Source organism: Streptomyces sp. NPDC093064, from assembly GCF_044754605.1.
Taxonomy (GTDB): Bacteria; Actinomycetota; Actinomycetes; order Streptomycetales; family Streptomycetaceae; genus Streptomyces.
In genome coordinates this window covers 20,700-40,098 of record NZ_JBIVPK010000060.1, presented here as the reverse complement: position 1 = coordinate 40,098, position 19,399 = coordinate 20,700, and the positions used below count along the sequence as shown (strand labels likewise).

Below are 19,399 nucleotides of genomic sequence, written 5' to 3'. Positions count from 1 at the left end.
CAGCGTGAAAGGGAGGTCGTCGTCATGTCCGGCAGATTCCCATGTGGGTGAACCACTCGATCCCCGAACGATCACCGAAGGTTTAATTTCAAGCTTAGTCGACCCTGACCACGTACTTGCCCCGCACCCCGCCCGCCTCCAGCGCCCGGTGTGCCGCCGCTGTCTCCTCCAGTGGGAAGCCCCTGTCCACCGCAGGGCGCAGTCCACCCTCCGCCACCTGGCGGGCGAGGTCGTCGAAGAGTGCCCGCGTGGGGTTGCCGCTGAAGAAGCGCACCCGGCCGCGTCCGTGTACGGCGCTGGCGGCTATGTAGCCGAGTGAGGCGGCGGGCCGTGCCGGGTCGAAGGCGATGGTGACCATGCGTCCGCCGGGCGTCAGCAGGCGCCGGAAGGCCCGCAGGTCGGTGCCTGCGGTGTCGAAGACCACGTCGAACAGGCCCAGTTCCCTCGGCGGAACGGCCCGGTGGTCGATGGTGTGGTCAGCGCCGAGCATGCGGACGAAGTCAAGGTTGGCGGCGCGGGCCAGGGCCGTGACCTCGGCACCATATGCCTGTCCGAGCTGGACGGCGGCGTTGCCGACGCCGCCCGCAGCGCCCCGTACGAGCAGTCGTTCGCCGGGGCGCAGCCTGGCCTTGTCGCGCAGCGCCGTGATGGCCGTGGTTGCCACCGGAAGCGCGGCGGCTGCCACCAGATCCAGTCCGTCCGGAACCCGGCCGAGCCGCTCGGCGCGGACTGTCACGTACTCGGCGGCGCTGCCGAATCCGGTACGGCCCACGATGCCCCACACACGGTCGCCGACCGCGAAGTCCGTCACGCCGGCGCCGAGTGCGGCAACCTCACCGGTGAGGTCCAACCCGACGCGCTGCGGGAACTTCCGTCCGGTGAAGAGACGAAGCCGGCCGGAACGGGCCGCCACTTCGCTGCCGTTGACGCTGAACGCCCGCACCCGCACGAGTACCTCGCCGGGCGCCGGTTCGGGGCGTGGTACCCGGCCCACGTACAGCACCTCGGGGCCGCCGAAGCGGTCGAAAAGTACTGCTCTCATCATGCGGTCGTCCATCGTTCTCACCTTCGCCACCAGTGGCCGTGCGGGGGATCTGGCCCCGAGCGTAGGCTCTTAAGCGGACGACATCGTCCGTTTGAACCGGAGGTGAGAAACAGTGGTGGAGGAATCCTCTCGGATCGCGGGCCCGGTCAGGCTGCGGGCCGACGCCCGGCGCAACCAGGAGCGCATCCTCGCCTCCGCCCGCGCGGTCTTCGCCGAGCACGGGATCGACGCGCCCATGGCGACCGTGGCCCGACGGGCCGGGGTCGGCGTGGCGACGCTGTACCGGCGTTTCCCGACCCGGGATACCCTGGTGCGGGCCGCGTTCGCGCAGCAGATGGAGACCTGCGCCCGAGCGCTCACCGAGGCGCTGGCCGACCCCGACCCCTGGCGGGGCTTCCAGCGTCTGGTCGAGACGGCCTGCGAGCTTCAGCGGGAGGAACAGGGTTTTCCGGCCGCGTTCGTCGCAGCCTTCCCGGACAGCACGGTGGAACACGCGCAGGCCCGAGAACGGGCCGAACGGGACCTCATGACCCTGGTCCGCAGAGCCCAGGCAGCGGGCGCACTGCGGGCCGACTTCCACCCTTCCGACCTCGCCGTGGCCCTGTTGTCCCACTGCGGTCTGGTAAACGCGCTGCCGCATGACAGTGCTGCGTCCCGGCGCCTGGTGGCGTACCTGCTCCAGTCATTCCGCGCCGAGGCGACTCACGGGGCCCTACCTCCGCCGAGCGCTCTGTCGCTGCGCAGTCTCCCGCTCGCGGCCGACAGCTCCCCGAGACAGCGACCCTCCAGGGCCTGACGCAAAGCGGCGCCTGCCACATGGCACGCCCTTCGGACGGCAACTCCACTTTCGCAACAGGCCCTAGATCTGACCAGCTCGACCCTTCGGCTCCTGTCGCCGTGCGCTGAGGCGTCGCACCCCACCACCATGAGGCCACCATGCGCCCCGTCGAACCGTGCGGAGAGCCGGTTCAACCGTTCGGCTGTCGACGGGCACCCGCATGCACGCCAGAAACGGAGAGCCGACTCGATCTGTGTCAGTTTGTAGCTGACGACTTGGCAGGCACTTACGGCGCGGTGGATTTCGATCCGCCCTCCGAGAGTCGGCCCGGGGAGAGAGGAGGCAGCCGATGGACAGTGGTGGACGGCCCCCGTCCCCGGGCTCCGGCGGGCCACAGCGCCCGAGATCGGACGAGGGCCACGCGCAGGGGCACCTCGAGCGCGCTCGCGCTGCTGTGGCGGCGCGGTCCGCCAAGGGGGCCGCTCGTACCCGGGCCCTCGTGCGGCGGGTCGAGCAGACTCCTCCGCCCCCGGGGCCGTTCCGTCCCGGCTTCTGGCGCAGTCCCATTCGCGGGCCCTGGCTGACGTCCGTGTTCGGTCTGGTGCTGCTGATCGGCATTCCGCTGATCTTCGTCACCGGGATGCTCTCCTACGCCTCCTACAACCCGGGACTCGGCCGCATCAACGACCAGACCCCGGACAAGGGCCTGCTGGGCTTCTACCTCTTCGACTGGCCCACGGATCCGTACTGGCTGTACCGGCTGACTCAGGGCGTGCACGTGACTCTCGGCGTGGTCCTGGTGCCGGTGGTGCTGGCCAAACTGTGGTCGGTGATCCCGAAGCTGTTCGAGTGGCTGCCGGTCCGCAGCGTCGCCCATGCGCTGGAGCGGCTGTCGCTGCTGGCGCTGGTGGGCGGGGTCGTCTTCGAGTTCGTTACGGGGATCTTCAACATCCAGCTCTTCTACGTCTTCCCGGGCTCCTTCTACACCCTGCACTTCTACGGCGCCTGGGTGTTCATCGCCGCGTTCGTCGTCCATGTGAGCCTCAGACTCGGCAGGATGACCCGCGCCCTGCGCTCCCGCAACCTGCTGACGGAACTGCGCACCGGGCTCGCCGACACCCGGCCGGAGCCCCCCGACCCGGACGGCCTGGTCGCGCTCGAACCCGCGGCGCCGACCATGAGCCGACGCGGCGCACTCGCCATGGTGGGGGGCGGGTCGCTGCTCCTCCTGGTGGTCACCGCAGGACAAAGCATCGGCGGCCGGCTGCGGCGCACCGCCCTTCTCGCGCCGCACAACCGTGACCCGGGCGGCGGGCCGAAGGACTTCCAGATCAACAAGACGGCTGCGGCCGTCGGCGTCACCCGTGTCCATGTCGGGCCGGATTGGCGGCTGGAGGTCCGTGGCCACGGGCCGACGCTCGTCTTCACCCGCGCACAGCTCCTCGCGATGTCTCAGCATGTCGCCGCACTGCCGATCGCCTGCGTGGAGGGATGGTCCACCTCCGACCAGGACTGGAGCGGCCTTCGGCTGGCCGACCTCGCCGCCTTGGCGGGCCTCCCCGACGCCGGAAGCGTCCTGGTGAGATCCGTCCAACCACCCGGCCCCTACAGCTCGGTGGTACTGCGGGGCAACCAGATCCACGACCCCAGATCGCTGCTCGCCCTGCGCGTCAACGGGGCGGACCTCTCACTCGATCACGGCTTCCCGGCCCGCGTCATCGTTCCGGCCAACCCCGGCGTGAACAACACCAAGTGGGTGCACCGGCTCACCTTCAGGACGTGACCATGGCGCGCTTCGTCCGCTGGTACGGCTCCGGTCCTCTGCATCTTCTCGTCCTGATCGCCTCGTTCGCCATCACCGGCTACGCCCTGGTACGCCTGTTCGCCGTCCGGCCGCTCGAGGTCGCGATCTGGTTCGTCGGCGCGGCGATCGTCCACGACCTGATCCTGCTGCCCCTGTACTCACTCGCCGATCAGTCGTCACAGGCTGTCTTGCGGCACCGCGCCATCCGCATGCCACAGCCGCCGTGGATCAATTACCTGCGCGTGCCCGCCTTCCTCTCGGGCGTGCTCCTGCTTGTCTGGTTCCCGCTCATCTTCGACCTGGCGATCCCCTACCCCGATGCCGCACGGCTGTCGGAAGGCGTCTACCTCGGCCGATGGCTGGCCATCACCGCCGTCGTCTTCGGCGTCTCCGCCGTTGCTTTCGCTCTCAAGCTCCGCCGCGTCCGCCGCGCCGCCCGCGCCGACGAGGAGCGACCCGCACCGGGTCACGACGCCGCCCCATGACGTCCACTGAGGACCGCTCGTCCTACGCCGGTGCAGATCCCTACGCGCTCGGCGGTCTGCAGGTGCGATCCGCTGATCGTGCTGATTGGGTGAGGGTGAATCAGCTGTGCAGAGAGGCTGGGATCAATGACACTGGTCGGGCACTTGGAGAGCCCTGCGGCGCAGGCGACTGCTCACGTCGTCCCAGCCGGGCCGCGTCCGGCCCAAGGCGGACGGGCTGCGACGCATGAGTGCGCGACCGATCGGTGATCACGCTCTGCTGTCCGACTGCCGCTCGGCTGCGCTGGTCACCTCCGACGGCTCGGTGGACTGGCTGTGCCTGCCCCGGTTCGACAGCCCGGCAATCTTCGCCCGACTCCTCGACGAGGACGCCGGCCACTGGTCGATTTGCCCTGCTGGTTCGGTCGACATCAGTCGCCGCTACATCAAGGACACCCTTGTTCTGGAGACGACCTTCCACACGACGGGGGGTACGGCGGTCCTACGCGATGCACTTGCCCTGGGACGGCGCGAACGCGGACACGCGCTCGGCACCGCTTCCCCCGGAACGCTTCTGCGGCAGATCACTTGCACCGAAGGGCGGGTGACCATCGATTTCGCCTACGCGCCGCGCCCAGAGTTCGGGCTCATCAACCCACTCCTGTCAGCCGTGCGAGGTGGGTTCGCGGCGTACGGGGGCGCCCATGTGCTGCTGCTGTCGAGCCCCATCGACCTGCGGGTGAGCGGCTCCACGGCGCACGGCCGAATCCCGCTCTCGGCGGGGCACCGCATCGAATTCGCCCTGCACGTCGGGTCGGCGTGGGAGAAAGAGTCGGTGGGCTGGCGGGCGGGGCGGATCCGGCGCCGTATGTCCGACACCATCGAAGGCTGGCGCTCCTGGTCGAAGCTCCACCGCGGCTACGTCGGTCCCTGGCAGGCAGAGGTCGGCCATAGCGGACGCGTGCTGAGAGCCCTGACCTTCGCCCCCACCGGGGCCATCGTCGCCGCGGCCACCACGTCACTGCCCGAGACACCGGGCGGGATGCGCAACTGGGACTACCGCTACACCTGGGTCCGCGACGCGAGCTTCACCCTGCAAGCGCTCGCCACGGCCGCCTGCGAGAAGGAGAAGAACCGGTTCTTCGACTTCCTTGCCCGGGCCGCGGCAACCCAACTTGATCGCGGCGTCGACCTGCAGATCATGTACGGCATCGGCGGCGAACACGATCTGAGCGAGCGGCTCCTGCCGCACCTGACCGGCTGGCGCAACAGCAGCCCCGTGAGGACCGGCAACGACGCCTGGCGCCAACGCCAACTCGACGTCTACGGCGAACTCCTCGACGCCGCTCACCAGACCCTTCCGCCCGGTGAGCCCCTCGCCCCGGCCACCCGCACCTTCCTTCTCCAGGCAGCCGAGACAGCCGCCCAACGATGGACCCAACCGGATCAGGGCATCTGGGAAAGACGCGGACCCAGCAGACACTTCCTCCACTCCAAACTGATGTGCTGGGTCGCCCTGGACCGCGCCATCGCCATGGCCCCAGTCCTTCAGGCCGACGAACGCCTGCCTCGTTGGCACTACGAGCGCGACCAGATCCGCCAAGCCATCGAACAACGCGGTTGGAACCCCGGCCTGGGCGCCTTCACCCAAGCATTCGGCAATGACGACCTCGACGCCTCCGCGCTGATGCTGCCCATCGTCGGCTTCCTGCCGCCGCACGACCCCCGCGTACAGTCCACCGTGCTGGCCATCGCCACCCACCTGACCGACCGTAACGGCCTCGTCCGCCGCTACCTCACCGACGAACTGCAGGAAGAAGAAGGCGCGTTCCTGCTGTGCACCTTCTGGCTCGCCCAAGCCCTCGCCCTCACCGGCCACACCACCCGGGCACGACACGTCTTCCAAGCCGCCCTGGCGCACGCCAACGACCTCGGCCTGCTGGCCGAGGAGACCGACTTGACCACAGCAGAGGCCCTCGGCAACTTCCCGCAAGCCTTCAGTCACATCGGGCTTATCAACGCCGCTCGCGCCATCCGCGATGCAGAGCAACAAACAACGGACGCTCAGTAGGCGAACAACCCGTGCCTGCGCCAACGACCACTAGCCGCGTTTGCGGCTCTCTGTGAGCATTGACCTGTATCTGTGCTGCCATCATGGCCGACCGAACCGCTGTGGGAACGGCTGTGGTGTCGGCGACTTGCCGGCGGTGGCTGCGGGCGTCGACGCGTCGTAGGCGGGAGCGGCTGCTCGAAGTGCAGCGGTCAGGTAACGGTGAACGATGTCCAGTTCACCCGGGGTGAAGTCCTCGGCCGCATCGACGAGGTTGGCGATGAGCGGGCCGAAGAAGGACCAGCCCAGCTCCCCGGCCTTCTGCTCCACCGTCAGCATGACGCGTCGCCGGTCGTTTTCATCGCGCCTGCGACGGACGAGCCCCAGGCGCTCCAGCCGGTCGAGCAGGGCAGTGGTGCCCGCCGAATTGAGCCGCAGTGCCGCACCGAGCCGTCCAGGCGTGACGTCGGTGCCCGCCCGGTCGGCGTCAAGCAGGTGGATGAGGGCCCGCAGATCGGTGGGGTGCAGGCCGTTTCGCGCGGCGAACTCGGCGCCGCGCAGATCGAATTCCACGGTCACTGCGCGCAGTAGATGGACCAGCCGCATCGCGGGGTTGTCGTCATTACTCACTGGGCTACTATCTCGCTGAGCGAGAGAACTGGTCAACGCGATGATTCCCCGGAGGGTTCGCAGTGTCCTCATCCCAAGAGTTCTTCGCCGCCTACGACGCACTGCTCGCCCGCTGGCCCACTGGTACCACCGAGATCGACGTTCCCACCCCGTACGGCATCACCCGCGTCCACGCCTACGGCCCGGCTGAAGCCACCCCCGTCCTCCTTCTGCACGGCGGCGGTTCCACCGGCGCGGTCTGGTTCGCCAATGCCCCGGCACTCGGCACGCACCACCGGATGCTGGCCGTCGACATCCTCGGCGACGCCGGACACAGCATCCCCAGCGGGCGCCCGCTGCGCACAACCGCCGACCTGATGGCCTGGTTGGACGCGCTGCTCGACGGCCTCACCGTGTCCCGCGCGCATCTGCTGGGTCATTCCTACGGCGGCTGGATGGCCCTGACCTACGCCCTGCACGCCGCGCAGCGGGTCGATCGGCTGGTACTGCTCGACCCGACCCAGTGCTTCGCCAACTTCCGCCCGGGTTTCCTGCTGCGCTCGCTGCCGATGCTGCTCCGCCCGACGAAAGCCCGCGCACGCGCGTACCTGGACCGTGAGACGGCGGGCACGGACACCGACCTGGGCTGGAAGCGGCTCTATGCCTTGGCGGTATCCGGCTTCGCGAACCGGAAACTGGCCGTCGGCCGCCGCCCGGACCCAACGACGCTGAGTGTCCCGCTCCTGGTCCTTCTCGCCGGCCGCAGCGACGCCCACGACGCCGCGAAAGTCGCAGTCCGCGCCCGCAAGGCCGTACCGGACGCCCGGATCGAGATCCTCTCCGAGCTCACCCACTTCGCTATGCCCACCGCCGTGCCCGCGCAGACGAACCGCCGGATCACCGACTTCCTGGCAGGCAACCATGAGAAGCAAGCCGCCCTGGGCGTGGTTTGAGGAGGATCAGGCGGAGCGGCGCCAGCGGGGTGGAGCGCCCCGAGAGTAGAACAGGCACAGGGCCTAGTGATCATGGAGTTGCGACGCTCTCTGCTCGGAGTCACCCCTCGTAGCGGGTGGCCAGGGTCCGTACCGTCGCGGCGATGCGGTCGCGGAGTTCGGCCGGTGCCATGACCTCGACGTCGGTGCCCAGCCGCAGGAACTCTCCGTGGGCGTGGTCGATCGATTCGATGGGCACCCGGATCTCCGTCCATCCGTCACCCGCGGGTGTCACGCCGATGCGGCGGGCGCCCTCCGGGGTGAGCCGCACCAGAGCCTCCCCAGTGTGCAGCCGGGCTCGGAAGTCGGCCAGATAGCTGTTCCAGTACGTGACTAGGTCGAACCCGTCCGGGATGACGAACTCTTCGTCCAGGGAGTGGAGTTCCATGATCTGGTCGACCCGGTAGGTGCGGATTCCGGACGGCCCGCTCGCGACCAGGTACCAGCGGCCGGCCTTGAGTACGAGCCCGTACGGCTCCACCTGCCGCTCGATCTCCTCCGGTGCCCGCCAGCGCCGGTACCGCAGGACCACCGTCAGCCGTGCCCACACCGCACCGGCGACCGCGGCCAGGTGAGGCGTACGGTCGGCGTCGCCGTACCAGCCGGGGGCGTCGAGCAGGAAGCGTTCCTGGATCCGCCCGGCGTGCTCGCGAACCTCCGTCGGAAGGGCGGCCCGCAACTTGAGTTGGGCGGTGGTGAGCGCCTCGCCGAGGCCGAGCTCGGCGGCGGTGCCGGGGAGTGCGGCGAGGAATGCGGCCTGCGCCTCGTCCGCGGTCAGTCCGGTGAGGCGGGTCCGGTAGCCGTCGACCAGTCGGTAGCCGCCCGCATGTCCAGCGTCGCCGTACAGCGGGATACCGGCGGCGCCGAGCGCCTCGACGTCCCGGTAGACCGTACGGACGGAGACCTCCAGTTCCTCGGCCAGCTGCTGGGCCGTCATCCGGCCCCGGTTCTGGAGCAGCAGAAGCAGGGTGACCAGTCGGCTCGCACGCATGCTCGCCAGTATCCACTGACATTGGATGTCAGTGGAGTTCCCCTAGCCTGCGGCGCATGAACGACTTCGACTTCCTGCACGGCTCCTGGAACGTGGCCAACCGCCGCCTCACCACCCCGCTCGGCGGCCCGGGCGCCACCACCTGGGAGGAGTTCCCCGGCCACTCGGTGATCCAGCCGCTGTTCGGGGGAGCCGGGAACATCGACGAGATCACTTTCCCCACCCTCGGCCGCCAGGGCGTGACCCTGCGGCTGTTCGACCACGAAACGCGCCAGTGGTCGATCCACTGGTCGGACAGCCGGACCGGCCGGCTGGATCCCCCGGTGATCGGCGGCTTCACGGACGACCGCGGTGACTTTTACGGCGAGGACACCTACGACGGCCGCCCGATCCGGGTGCACTTCACCTGGCACCGCCTCGGCCCGGAAGCTGCCCGCTGGGAGCAGGAGTTCTCCGGCGACGGCGGCCGTACCTGGGAGCTCAACTGGATCATGGACCTCACCCGCACCGGGTCGGCCGGCGCATGAGCATCGTCGAATTCCGTCAGTACACCCTGCATTCCGGCGCCCGGGAGACACTGATCGAGCTGTTCGAGCGCGAGTTCGTGACCGGCCAGCAGGCGGTCGGCATCACCGTCGGCGGCCGGTTCCGCGACCTTGACGACCCGGACCGCTTCGTCTGGCTGCGCGCGTTCCCCGACATGACGCACCGCCGGCGCGCGCTGGAGGCGTTCTACACCGGCACGGTCTGGCGGGAACACCGCGACGCGGCCAACGCCACCATGATCGACAGCGACGACGTCCTGCTGCTGCGCGGTCCGGGCTTCGCGCCGGAGTCGGGCACCCGCGAGGTGGTCGCGACGGTCTGCCGGCCGTCGGACGCGGCTGCCTTCGACGCGTACGCCGCCCGGCACCTGGGCCCGCGCCATGCGCTGCACCGCACCGAGCACGCCGAAAACGACTACCCCCTCCTGCCCGTCCGCACCGGGGTGGACGTCCGGCTCTGGTTCGGCCCGGCCGAGGCACCAGCCTGGCCGATCCGGCGGCTGCGGCTGGAACCCGTGACGACTTGCAGGTGACAGCACCGCAAAAATGCCTCTGACCAGCGAGAATGGGCTGCTCGCTGCTCGCTGCTCGCTGCTCGCTGCTCGCTGCTCGCCGGCTCGGCTGCGGTCAGTGCCGCTTGTAGGGGACGATCAGCACCGCGGTGGCGTCGGCGTGACTCCGTAGTTCTTTGAGGGTTTGGCTCGGCGAGGTGTTCTGGCCGAAGGACGCCGGCAGGGGGTCGCGGAGCGCGTACAGCGTCAGCTGGTACTTGTGCGTGTGGCCGGCGGGTGGGCAGGGGCCGTCGTACGTCGCCTCGCCGAGATCGTTCAGGAGTTCCCGGGCGCCGGGCGTCAAGGTGTGCGCCTTCGTTCCCGACGCCGTCGCGGGAAGGCCGACCTGCAACCAGTGAACCTTCTGGTCGTTCAGGTCGACCATGGACAAGGCGAGTTCAGCGGTCCCAGCGGGGACGTTCTTGAATGTGAGCCCGGGGGAGTAGTCGTGGGGACTGTCACAGGTCATCAGGGGGAGGAATGCTCCTGACGCGTCGAAACCCTGGCCGCGGCCGAGGGTGAAGGGACCTGTAGGCACCGCAGTCGACCGGGAGACGGTGGTGGACGGGGCCGACGTCGCCTGGACGTGCCCGGAGTTTGATGAGCACGCGGAGGTGGTCAGCAGCGCAACAGCGGCAATCGCGCCCGAGACGAGGAATCGACGCTTCATGCCGGAACCGTATGCCGGAGCTCCCCTGACCGCTCGTACCGGCTCACCGTTTCCTGACCGTCGACGGCCGGCCTGTCGTCGGCTTGGTCGCCGCCCCTGCGGGAGACGTCACGGTCGTAGCGAACGTAAGCGGCCAGGACACTGAGCCCGACGGCGCGCAGGACGGTGACCGGCGCTCGTTGCGGTCGTCGCTGCTGGGATGCCGGACGTGATGTCCGTCTTCCGTAAGGATTCGGACATTCCGTTGCGAGCTCGCGGCGGCTGTGATGGAAGGCATGAGTTCGCGCATTCCTTCGCTCCGTCCGCCGGTGTTCAGGGGGCGGTTGCACGACGCCCGCACGGCGACCTCGATCGGGCGGTGGCTGGGCCTGGCATTCGCGGTGTGCTTCGTCACCGGACTGATCAGCCACTTCCTCCAGCATCCGCCGGGCTCGCTGGCCGACGATCTGCCGAGCCGCCCGGTGTGGGGCTACCGTCTCACCCAGGGCCTTCACGTCGCCTCCGGCATCGCATCCATTCCCCTGCTGCTGGTCAAGTTGTGGGCGGTGTACCCGCGACTGTTCGCCTGGCCGCCCGTGCGATCGGTGCTGCACGTACTGGAGCGGCTGTCGATCGGGGTGCTGGTGGCGGGAGCCGTGTTCGAGTTGTTCACCGGGCTGCTGAACACGGTGCAGTGGTATCCGTGGCCGTTCTCGTTCGTGCCCGTGCACTACGCGGTGGCCTGGCTGGTGGCCGGGGCGCTGGTGCTGCACATCGCGGTGAAAGCACCCGAGATCAAGGCGCACTGGAGCCGGCGGTCGCCCGGAACGCTCGCCCTGCCCGCCGAGGACGCGTTCGACCGGCGCTCACTGCTGGCCGCGGTGGCAGCGGCGGTCGGCGCGGTCACGCTGACCACGGTCGGCCAGTCCTTCACCCCGCTGAAGAGGCTCGACCTGCTCGCGCCCCGCCACCCGGACCACGGCCCGCAGGGCCTGCCGGTCAACCGCACCGCGGTTGCCGCCGGCGTCGGCCGGATCCCCGATGACTCCTACCGACTGGTGGTGGACGGGCCACGGCCCTACACGCTGACGCTGGCAGAACTGCGCGGTCTGCCGCAGCGCGAGGTGGAACTGCCCATCGCCTGCGTGGAGGGCTGGAGCAAGTCGGCGCACTGGACCGGCGTGCGCGTGGCGGACCTGCTGGACCGGGCCGGTGCCCCGTCGCATGCGCGCGTGCGGGTGGTGTCGTTGCAACTCCGCGGCGCCTACCGGGTTTCCGAGATGGGCCACGAATACGCCCGCGACCCGCTCACCCTGCTCGCACTGCGCCTGAACGGGCAGGAACTCACTCCCGACCACGGCTATCCGGCCCGCCTCATCGCACCGAACCGGCCCGGCGTGCTGCAGACCAAGTGGGTCGGCCGACTGGAGGTGCTGTCATGAAGCCGAGGCATGTGAGGGTGAGCGTGACGCGGATGCTGTCCGGCATGGCCGGACTGGTGCTGATGGGCGTGGGCGCGTCCTTGCTGCTGGACGTACCCGACCCGATGGACGTCCTGGTCTGGCTCGGCGGGGCCCTGGTCCTGCACGACGCGCTCATCGCGCCGCTGGTGCTGCTCGCCGGGCTGGTCCTGGTCCGCGGCGGCGTGCGAGGGCCCGTCCGCGGAGCGCTGCTGGTCGCGGGTGCGTTGACGGCCGTGGCCCTGCCGGTGCTGCTGCGTCCGGGACCCACGGCCAATTCCTCGGTCCTGCCGCTGGACTATCCGCGCAACTGGCTGCTCACACTGCTGGCGGTGGCCACGGTCACCATGCTCGCCCTCGCAACGCGCGGATTCGGCCGGCATCGGCGCCGTCCGCCGTCCTGAATCCACCGACTGGCCGTACGTCTCGCCGTCCCACAGCAGTCTTACGCGTTTCCGCCGGAAGGGTGGCGGTCACGGCATGCACGGGGCGGCGGGGCGGCTGTTTGCGACCGGTGACGAACTGGGCCGGGCGGGGGTGTATGGGCTGACGGTGGCCTGCTGACGGTGGTGACGTCACGACCGGGCGCATCCCGGTCCGGAGTAATCCGCCTTACGAATCTCTGACGTGGCGGGGCCGCATGGGGCTGTGGACGCATGCCTGGCCCTACCGTCGTCACCATGCTGATCCTGGTCACCGGAGGTGCGGGCTTCATCGGCTCGCACGTCGTCACCGCCCTCACCTGCGCCGGGCACGAGGTGCGCGTGATCGACGCCCTGCTGCCCGCCGCGCACCGCGTCGCCCCGCCGATTCCCGAGGGGGTGGACTGGCGGCATGCAGACGTCCGCGACACAGAGGCTGTTGCTGATGCCTTGCGCGGTGTCGACGCCGTCTGCCACCAGGCCGCGATGGTCGGGCTCGGCAAGGACTTCGCCGACGCACCCGACTACGTCGGCTGCAACGACCTCGGTACCGCCGTGCTGCTGGCCGGCATGGCCGAATCCCGGGTGCGCTGCCTGGTGCTGGCGAGTTCGATGGTGGTCTATGGCGAAGGGCGCTACGAATGCCCTCGCCACGGCGTCGTCCGGCCGGGACCGCGCCAGGTGGACGACCTGGAGGCGGGCCGCTTCGAACCGCCCTGCCTCCAGTGTGGTGAGCCGCTCGCCCCGGGGCTGGTCGAGGAGGACGCGCCGGCCGACCCACGCAACGTGTACGCGGCCACCAAGCTCGCCCAGGAGCACCTCGCCGCCGCGTGGGCACGGGCGGTCGGCGGGCGGGTTGCGGCACTGCGGTACCACAACGTCTACGGGCCCGGGATGCCGCGCGACACCCCGTACGCCGGCGTCGCCTCCCTCTTTCGCTCCGCACTCGGGCGTGGCGAGTCCCCGCGGGTGTTCGAGGACGGCGGGCAGCGGCGGGATTTCGTCCACGTCCGGGACGTCGCCGCAGCCAACCTCGCTGCCCTGACCGGGGCGGACGGCCTTCCGGAGGGCACCCTGCGGGCGTACAACGTGGGCAGCGGCGAGCCGCACACGGTGGGGGAGATGGCGGCCGCGCTCGCTGTGGCGTATGCCGGGCCGATGCCGGTCGTGACGGGGGAGTACCGGCTCGGCGACGTCCGCCACATCACCGCTTCCTCCGAACGGTTGCGCGACGAGTTGGGCTGGAAGTCGCAGGTCGCCTTCGCGAAAGGAATGGCGGAGTTCGCGGCCGCACCGCTGCGCGCCGGGTGACCCGTCATCACGGCCCGCCCCAGCGGCGAGTTCGCGGCTGAGTGCGGCAATTTCGGCCGTGGGCGTGATGGCGGGTGGTGCGAAGCGGCCGTCGTCCCCGAGGGCGCGGGTGGCTTCGGCGCCAGGGCCCGGCTCCCCTTCACCACGCTGTGGCCCAGCACGAGAGCCACCGCGAGCGACACGACCGCCGCGATGGCAAGCGTCGTCTCGGCGAGCATGGCGGCAACGGTTACAGCGGCCACGACGGCCGGCGACAGGGCGACCGAACGGCTTCGCAGCAGTCGCAGGACCACCGCGCCGGCCAAATCCGGCACCGGCCGCCGCGTAGACGGCGATCAGGAGGGTGTCACGCAGCGCACGGTCGAGACGGTCGCGTCGTCGTCCACGACGAGTACGCGTTTCACACCGCCGAGTCTCGCACCGGCGTTCGGCCGTCCGGGGGAGCGGCGTCGGACGTCAGCAATCCGTAAGGTCACCAAATCCCTTATGCCCGTTTTGTGTCCGTAGGGTGAGTGAGGTGATCGAGACACCGCTCCCTCCGCCTGCTCCTGTTGACGTGGTGCTGCCCTGCCTCGACGAGGCCGAGGCCCTGCCGTGGGTGCTGGACCGCATCCCCTCGGGCTGGCGCGCGATCGTCGTCGACAACGGCTCCACCGACAACTCGGCGGACATCGCCCGCGCCCTCGGGGCACATGTGGTGCACGAGCAGCGCCGCGGCTTCGGCGCCGCCTGCCACGCCGGGCTGACCGCCGCCACAGCCGACGTCGTCTGCTTCTGCGACTGCGACGCCTCCCTCGACCCCGCTCTGCTGCCCGCCGTCACCGGGCCCGTCCTCGACGGCTCGGCCGACCTGGTCCTGGGCCGACGCCGACCCACCACCCCCCGAGCCTGGCCCCCGCACGCAAGGATGGCCAACCTGGCACTGGCCCAGATGATCCGGCAGCGCACCGGACTGCGCCTGCACGACCTCGGCCCGATGCGCGCCGCCCGCCGTGAGGCCCTGCTGGCCCTCGGTCTGACCGACCGGCGCTCCGGCTACCCGCTGCAGATGGTGGTCCGCGCCGCCGACGCGGGCTGGCGGGTGGCGGAGCGGGAGGTGCCGTACAGCCCGCGCACCGGCCGCTCCAAGGTCACCGGCACCTGGCGCGGCACCTGGCAGGCCGTACGCGACATGCGCGCCGTCCTCGCCGAGCTCCCCGTCACCGCACCGGCCGCCGGCGCGAGTGCCGCGGGAACCGGACGATGAGCGCCCGGCACGCGGTCACGGAGCCGCTCACGCTGCTGGTCATCGCCAAGGAGCCCGTCCCCGGGCGAGTCAAAACCCGGCTCACACCGCCCTACACGCCACACGAGGCGGCCGCCCTGGCCGAGGCCGCCCTCACCGACACCCTCCACGCGGTGCTCCAGGTTCCCGCCCACCGCCGCCTCCTCGTCCTCGACGGCTGTCCCGGCCCGTGGCTGCCGCCCGGCTTCGATGTCGTCCCGCAGGTCTCCGGCGCTCTGGACGAGCGGATCGCCGCCGCCTTCGCCCACTGCGGCCACGGGCCCGCCCTGCTCGTCGGCATGGACACCCCGCAGTTGACCCCGGACCACCTTGCCGGGGTCGGCCGCGACGGCCACGACGCCTGGTTCGGTCCGGCCGCCGACGGCGGGTTCTGGGCACTCGGCCTCGCGGAACCGACCCGCGCCAAAACCCTCGTACGGGGCGTACCGATGTCCACCGACCGCACCGGATCGATCCAGCGCGCCCGGCTCACCACGGCGGGGCTGAAGGTCGCCGACCTGCCGGTGCTGCGCGACGTGGACACCGCCGCCGACGCCGCCGAGGTCGCCGCTTGCTGCCCGCCCGGCTCGCGTTTCACCACCGCCCTCGGCCGGGCGGAGGCCGCACGGTGAGCGCCGCGGAGCCCGCCGTCGCCGAAACGGCCGAGTCGGCCTCGCCGGGACACCCCGAGACCCAGATGGCCCAGCCTGCAGAACTCCACCCGTCGACTCGGCCCGCCGACCGGCATGCGCCCGGGGTACCAGGCGAGCCGTGGACCCACGATCCCTACACACACGCACTGCGCACCGGCCACGGCCCGCTCCACCTACGCCGCCTGTCGCCACCGGCACATCCGGACGGCCGCGGCGGTTCAGGAGAGCTGCTCCCGCTCGATATCGAACGCTGGTGCGCTCCCCCCGATGCCGCCGACCTGGACGTGTTGCACCGCTGCCACGGGCCCGTTCTGGACGTCGGCTGCGGACCGGGACGCATGGTGGCGGCGCTCGCAGCCCACGGCGTACGGGCGCTGGGAGTGGACGTCAGCCCCGCCGCCATCGCCCGGACCCGGCGCCGGGGAGGAGCGGCCGTACGACGCTCCGTCTTCGCGCTCCTGCCCGGCGAAGGCCGCTGGGCCACCCTGCTCCTGATGGACGGCAACATCGGCATCGGCGGCGATCCGACCGCCCTGCTCGCCCGCCTGCGCGCCCTCGTCGTCCCCGGCGGGCGCCTGCTGGCCGAGGCCACCTCGCACGACGTGGATGAACGCCTCACCGTCCGCGTCGAGGATGCCCACGGCCGCCACGGCCCCTCCTTCCCCTGGGCCCGCCTGGGCACCACCGCCCTGCTGCACGCCGCCACCACCGCCGGCTGGAACCTCACCAACTGCTGGACCGCTGACAATCGCCCCTTTGTCGAACTCCACCGCCCATCGGAGGACCTCGACACGCATTCCCCGGACACCGGAGGAACCGACCAGCCATGACGGATGCCCTCACCTCTCGCCGGTCGCCTTCCGGGCGGGCCGAGCCCCCGCCCGGTCACCCTGCCGTGCCCATGAGCCGCACCACCGGTCGTGCGCGGGCGCGCATCGCCGTCACCGTCGTGCTCCTCGCCTCACTCACCGCCGTCGTCGCCGACACCGTCCGCGCCGGCGACAACCAGAGCAACCCAGGCCGTGTCCTTGCCGGGTACGCCATAGCCTGGGCGCTGTTCGCCGCCGCCGCATGGGCCGTACGCAAGGTCCCCGCACGCGCGGCGAGCGTCCTGGTCCTGGCAGGTGCGGCCGCCGTCGCCGTCGCGGCCCTCGTCGCCCCGCCGCGCACCAGCGACGACATGTTCCGCTACGCCTGGGACGGCCGCGTCCAGGCCGCCGGCATCTCCCCCTACGCCCATCCGCCAGCCGCACCGCAGCTCGCCGGCCTGCGCGACAACTGGCTCTTCCCCAGTCACAGTTCCTGCAAGGGCTGGGGCCTGCACCGCACCAACAGCGGGCTGTGCGTCCGTATCAACCGCCCCACCGTGCCCACCATCTACCCACCCGTCGCGGAGGGCTGGTTCCTCACCGTCCATGCCCTCTCCCCGCCCGGCAGCCGCCACAAGCCGCTCCAGATCGGTGGTGCCGCCCTGGCGTTCGGCACCACCCTCGCCATGCTCACCGTGCTGCGCCGGCGCGGTGATCCGCAGCGGGCCCCGGCCCGGGCCGCGCTGTGGGCCTGGTGCCCGGCCGTCTCCTTCGAAGCGGTCAACAACGCCCACATCGACACCCTCGGCGTCCTGCTCACCGTCCTCGCCCTGGGAACCGCCACCGCCGGGACCCGTCGCGGTGCACTCCTCGGCGCCGCGATCGCCGTGAAGGTCCTGCCCGTCCTCGCTCTGCCCGGCGCGTTGTCGGGGCAGCGCAGCCCGGCCCGCATGCTCCGCGTGGCATCGGCAGCGGTCGCCGCAGTCGCGCTGGTCTACCTGCCCTACGTCGTGGCCTCCGGCGCCGGCGTCCTCGGCTACCTGCCCGGCTACCTCCAGGAGGAGGGCTACGAAACCGGAGACGTACGACGCTTCGCCCTGCTGCGCCTTCTGCTGCCGGACGACGCCGCGGGCGTGGCCGCGATCGCGCTGCTCGCCTTGACCGCGCTCCATGTGTGGCTGCGGGGAGACCCCGCTCGTCCCTGGCACGGCGCCCTGCTGCTCACCGGCACCGCCCTGCTCCTGATCTCACCCAACTACCCTTGGTACTCCCTGCTCGTGGTCGCCCTCGTGGCCCTCGGCGGCCGCTGGGAGTGGCTGACCGTCACCTTGGCCGGAACCGTCCTCTACCTCGCCACCCCCCTGCTTCCAGACTTCCCCCTTCAGGCATGGGCGTACGGCACGGCCACCGCCGTCGTCGCACTCGCCGCCTGCCTGCGCGCCGCTCCGACACAACGACTGTTGAAGCGACGCCACCGCCCAGCACCGGCTGCTGTCCGACCCGGGCGGCAAGAAGCTACTGATCCCACCGTTCCTAAGTAACGAGCGGTGATCGGCAGGGGCAACGGGTGCAGTCCGGTGCCTCGCTGCCGTTGCCGCGTAGCCCCCTCACGAGGCCCTTCGGCTGGCGCATTCGGACCCAGGCCGGCCGTATCGAGGGTGGTGGAGAGCCAGGCCAGGGACGCTCAGCTCTCCTTGGCCGGGCGAGCCCGTGTGGCGCATGATCCCCTCGTGGGCGATGGTGGCGCTTAGGACGGCTTGCTGCCGTGCGGTTCATGGCCGAACGGGCCGGCTCGTCCATCGCGGAGATCGACGCCACGCAAGCGGTGCCGGTCTCACAGCCCCAGGGTGCCACTGCCTCCTGAAGGAATCAGCCATGTCGAACTTCACCCCGTACCTGGAGCGCAACCAGGCTTTCGCTGCTTCCGGTGCCCAGGCCGACGTCCCCCGGGTCCCGTTCATCCCCTTCAAGCAGATGTACGTGATCATCTGCATCGATCCGCGCGTGGAGCCCGCGGCTGTGCTGGGCGTCCGGCTCGGAGAAGCGATCGTCGCACGTAACGTCGGCGGCCGCGTGACGCCGGCGGTCATCAAGGACCTCGCCTGGATCGTGCACCTGCACGAGAACAAGACTCCCGACGCGGACTGGTTCGAGATCGCCGTCATCCACCACACCGACTGCGGTTCGGGATTTCTCGCCGATGACGATCTGCGCGCCGGCTACGCCGCCCGCGGCGGCTGGGACGAACAGACCTCCTTGGAGATGGCCGTCCTGGAGCCGTCCAAGACGGTCCAGAAGGACATCGCCAAGCTGCGCGCGGCACCCGAGCTCGCGTCGGGCATCGGCAACATCAAGATCGGCGGCTACGCGTACGACCTCGGGACCGGAAAGATCACCACCGTCGTGCAGCCCGGCTGAGCAGGACACGGTCGGTCCCGCCAGTCCCGGCCGGCGACGAGACGGAGGCAACTGTGCCCAACAGCCCCAATTCCCAGCCGTCCGGCTCCCACCGCCCGCACTGGGTGCGCACCCATCAGCACGGCGGTGCGGCTACCGGTGCGCAACGGGTGCGGAGTGCACCGCATGGACCAGCACCAGGCGTTCGTTGCGCATCGCCTCCAGGGTGTCGGCGGTGTCCTCCCTGTTGGGGTCCGGAATGACGTTCATCGCGAACCGGATGACACTGTGCGCGATGCCCGGAGCCGGCCCAAGGTCGAGGAGGCGGTCGGCGCCATCACCCTAGCGAGGCGCTCGCGGAAGGCGGCCAGGACACTGTGGTGGAAGCCGGGACCGTCCGGCTCCATGGCCGGGGCGTACGTGAAATCGATGCGGCAGCGGACCACCTTGGCAGCCTGACGGCCCGACAGGTCGAGCTGCCTGGCCTGATCACGGCGTCGAGCCATCCTGGATAGCCCCGTTCACCGGGCTGAGCCCGCGGCAGTTCGGCAAGTTGGTCACTGCGACGCGGAGCGAAGGGCGCCCCCCACCTCTCCGGCTCGGAG

Annotated in this window: 20 protein-coding genes and 1 pseudogene; 16 read left to right on the top strand and 5 right to left on the bottom strand. The window is 70.6% G+C overall.

The window, feature by feature from the left end; all coding sequences use genetic code 11:
* Positions 1 to 94: 94 nt before the first annotated feature.
* Complete coding sequence (locus ACIQFZ_RS38000; protein WP_402693383.1) at positions 95 to 1,057, bottom strand: NAD(P)-dependent alcohol dehydrogenase; 963 nt, start codon at positions 1,055 to 1,057, stop codon at positions 95 to 97.
* A gap of 103 nt (positions 1,058 to 1,160) precedes the next feature.
* On the opposite strand from ACIQFZ_RS38000, the gene ACIQFZ_RS37995 reads away from it, so the two are divergent.
* From ACIQFZ_RS37995 to ACIQFZ_RS37980, 4 genes are all read left to right on the top strand, one after another.
* On the top strand, positions 1,161 to 1,841 hold the full coding sequence (locus tag ACIQFZ_RS37995; RefSeq protein WP_376651544.1) for a TetR/AcrR family transcriptional regulator: 681 nt from the start codon (positions 1,161 to 1,163) through the stop codon (positions 1,839 to 1,841).
* 571 nt (positions 1,842 to 2,412) lie between these two features.
* Positions 2,413 to 3,606: a molybdopterin-dependent oxidoreductase gene (locus ACIQFZ_RS37990; RefSeq protein WP_402693382.1), complete on the top strand. Its 1,194-nt coding sequence runs from the start codon at positions 2,413 to 2,415 to the stop codon at positions 3,604 to 3,606.
* 2 nt (positions 3,607 to 3,608) lie between these two features.
* Positions 3,609 to 4,112, top strand: coding sequence for a hypothetical protein (locus tag ACIQFZ_RS37985; RefSeq protein WP_383061124.1), 504 nt, complete (start codon positions 3,609 to 3,611; stop codon positions 4,110 to 4,112).
* 226 nt (positions 4,113 to 4,338) lie between these two features.
* Positions 4,339 to 6,162, top strand: coding sequence for a glycoside hydrolase family 15 protein (locus tag ACIQFZ_RS37980; protein WP_402693381.1), 1,824 nt, complete (start codon positions 4,339 to 4,341; stop codon positions 6,160 to 6,162).
* 81 nt (positions 6,163 to 6,243) lie between these two features.
* Here ACIQFZ_RS37980 and ACIQFZ_RS37975 read toward each other — a convergent pair whose 3' ends face one another.
* Positions 6,244 to 6,747 carry a MarR family winged helix-turn-helix transcriptional regulator gene (locus ACIQFZ_RS37975; RefSeq protein ID WP_383061131.1) on the bottom strand — a complete coding sequence of 168 codons (504 nt, stop codon included), beginning with the start codon at positions 6,745 to 6,747 and terminating at the stop codon, positions 6,244 to 6,246.
* A gap of 86 nt (positions 6,748 to 6,833) precedes the next feature.
* Between ACIQFZ_RS37975 and ACIQFZ_RS37970 the strand changes: the two genes are divergently transcribed.
* Positions 6,834 to 7,703: an alpha/beta fold hydrolase gene (locus tag ACIQFZ_RS37970; RefSeq protein WP_383061120.1), complete on the top strand. Its 870-nt coding sequence runs from the start codon at positions 6,834 to 6,836 to the stop codon at positions 7,701 to 7,703.
* Positions 7,704 to 7,803: 100 nt separating this feature from the next.
* Here the strand turns inward: ACIQFZ_RS37970 and ACIQFZ_RS37965 are convergent, their stop codons facing one another.
* Positions 7,804 to 8,733: a YafY family protein gene (locus ACIQFZ_RS37965; RefSeq protein ID WP_365779027.1), complete on the bottom strand. Its 930-nt coding sequence runs from the start codon at positions 8,731 to 8,733 to the stop codon at positions 7,804 to 7,806.
* A gap of 56 nt (positions 8,734 to 8,789) precedes the next feature.
* Between ACIQFZ_RS37965 and ACIQFZ_RS37960 the strand changes: the two genes are divergently transcribed.
* Together ACIQFZ_RS37960 and ACIQFZ_RS37955 are read left to right on the top strand one after the other, a co-directional pair.
* Positions 8,790 to 9,260 carry a hypothetical protein gene (locus tag ACIQFZ_RS37960; RefSeq protein WP_365427491.1) on the top strand — a complete coding sequence of 157 codons (471 nt, stop codon included), beginning with the start codon at positions 8,790 to 8,792 and terminating at the stop codon, positions 9,258 to 9,260.
* The gene (locus tag ACIQFZ_RS37955; protein WP_365427494.1) at positions 9,257 to 9,811 is read left to right on the top strand and encodes an NIPSNAP family protein; all 555 of its coding nucleotides are present in this window, start codon (positions 9,257 to 9,259) and stop codon (positions 9,809 to 9,811) included. Before ACIQFZ_RS37960 ends, ACIQFZ_RS37955 begins: the two co-directional genes overlap by 4 nt.
* A gap of 94 nt (positions 9,812 to 9,905) precedes the next feature.
* On the opposite strand, the gene ACIQFZ_RS37950 is transcribed toward ACIQFZ_RS37955, so the two are convergent.
* Entirely contained in the window at positions 9,906 to 10,298 is a 393-nt protein-coding gene (locus ACIQFZ_RS37950) for a YbhB/YbcL family Raf kinase inhibitor-like protein (protein WP_365779029.1), read from the bottom strand.
* A 476-nt stretch (positions 10,299 to 10,774) separates the two neighbouring features.
* Between ACIQFZ_RS37950 and ACIQFZ_RS37945 the strand changes: the two genes are divergently transcribed.
* The 8 genes from ACIQFZ_RS37945 (at position 10,775) to ACIQFZ_RS37910 (ending at position 18,815) form a co-directional block, all read left to right on the top strand.
* Positions 10,775 to 11,920: a molybdopterin-dependent oxidoreductase gene (locus ACIQFZ_RS37945; RefSeq protein WP_402693380.1), complete on the top strand. Its 1,146-nt coding sequence runs from the start codon at positions 10,775 to 10,777 to the stop codon at positions 11,918 to 11,920.
* Positions 11,917 to 12,342: a hypothetical protein gene (locus ACIQFZ_RS37940; RefSeq protein WP_402693379.1), complete on the top strand. Its 426-nt coding sequence runs from the start codon at positions 11,917 to 11,919 to the stop codon at positions 12,340 to 12,342. Before ACIQFZ_RS37945 ends, ACIQFZ_RS37940 begins: the two co-directional genes overlap by 4 nt.
* Positions 12,343 to 12,618: 276 nt before the next feature.
* On the top strand, positions 12,619 to 13,671 hold the full coding sequence (locus ACIQFZ_RS37935; protein ID WP_365430671.1) for an NAD-dependent epimerase/dehydratase family protein: 1,053 nt from the start codon (positions 12,619 to 12,621) through the stop codon (positions 13,669 to 13,671).
* Positions 13,672 to 14,191: 520 nt separating this feature from the next.
* The gene (locus tag ACIQFZ_RS37930) at positions 14,192 to 14,917 is read left to right on the top strand and encodes a glycosyltransferase family 2 protein (RefSeq protein ID WP_376651637.1); all 726 of its coding nucleotides are present in this window, start codon (positions 14,192 to 14,194) and stop codon (positions 14,915 to 14,917) included.
* Positions 14,914 to 15,567 (top strand): DUF2064 domain-containing protein, encoded by a 654-nt coding sequence (locus ACIQFZ_RS37925; RefSeq protein WP_402693378.1) that lies wholly within the window; start codon positions 14,914 to 14,916, stop codon positions 15,565 to 15,567. The genes ACIQFZ_RS37930 and ACIQFZ_RS37925 overlap by 4 nt, the downstream gene beginning before the upstream one ends.
* Positions 15,564 to 16,418 (top strand): methyltransferase domain-containing protein, encoded by an 855-nt coding sequence (locus tag ACIQFZ_RS37920; protein ID WP_402693377.1) that lies wholly within the window; start codon positions 15,564 to 15,566, stop codon positions 16,416 to 16,418. The genes ACIQFZ_RS37925 and ACIQFZ_RS37920 overlap by 4 nt, the downstream gene beginning before the upstream one ends.
* Before the next feature lie 71 nt (positions 16,419 to 16,489).
* Entirely contained in the window at positions 16,490 to 17,938 is a 1,449-nt protein-coding gene (locus ACIQFZ_RS37915; RefSeq protein ID WP_402693376.1) for a glycosyltransferase 87 family protein, read from the top strand.
* Between the two features lie 334 nt (positions 17,939 to 18,272).
* Positions 18,273 to 18,815: a carbonic anhydrase gene (locus ACIQFZ_RS37910; RefSeq protein ID WP_383061111.1), complete on the top strand. Its 543-nt coding sequence runs from the start codon at positions 18,273 to 18,275 to the stop codon at positions 18,813 to 18,815.
* A gap of 245 nt (positions 18,816 to 19,060) precedes the next feature.
* Here the strand turns inward: ACIQFZ_RS37910 and ACIQFZ_RS37905 are convergent, their stop codons facing one another.
* Complete coding sequence (locus tag ACIQFZ_RS37905) at positions 19,061 to 19,240, bottom strand: hypothetical protein (RefSeq protein ID WP_383061110.1); 180 nt, start codon at positions 19,238 to 19,240, stop codon at positions 19,061 to 19,063.
* A gap of 30 nt (positions 19,241 to 19,270) precedes the next feature.
* Here ACIQFZ_RS37905 and ACIQFZ_RS37900 point away from each other — a divergent pair.
* Positions 19,271 to 19,374, top strand: a pseudogene (locus ACIQFZ_RS37900) (IS5/IS1182 family transposase); the annotation flags it as partial.
* Positions 19,375 to 19,399: the final 25 nt, after the last annotated feature.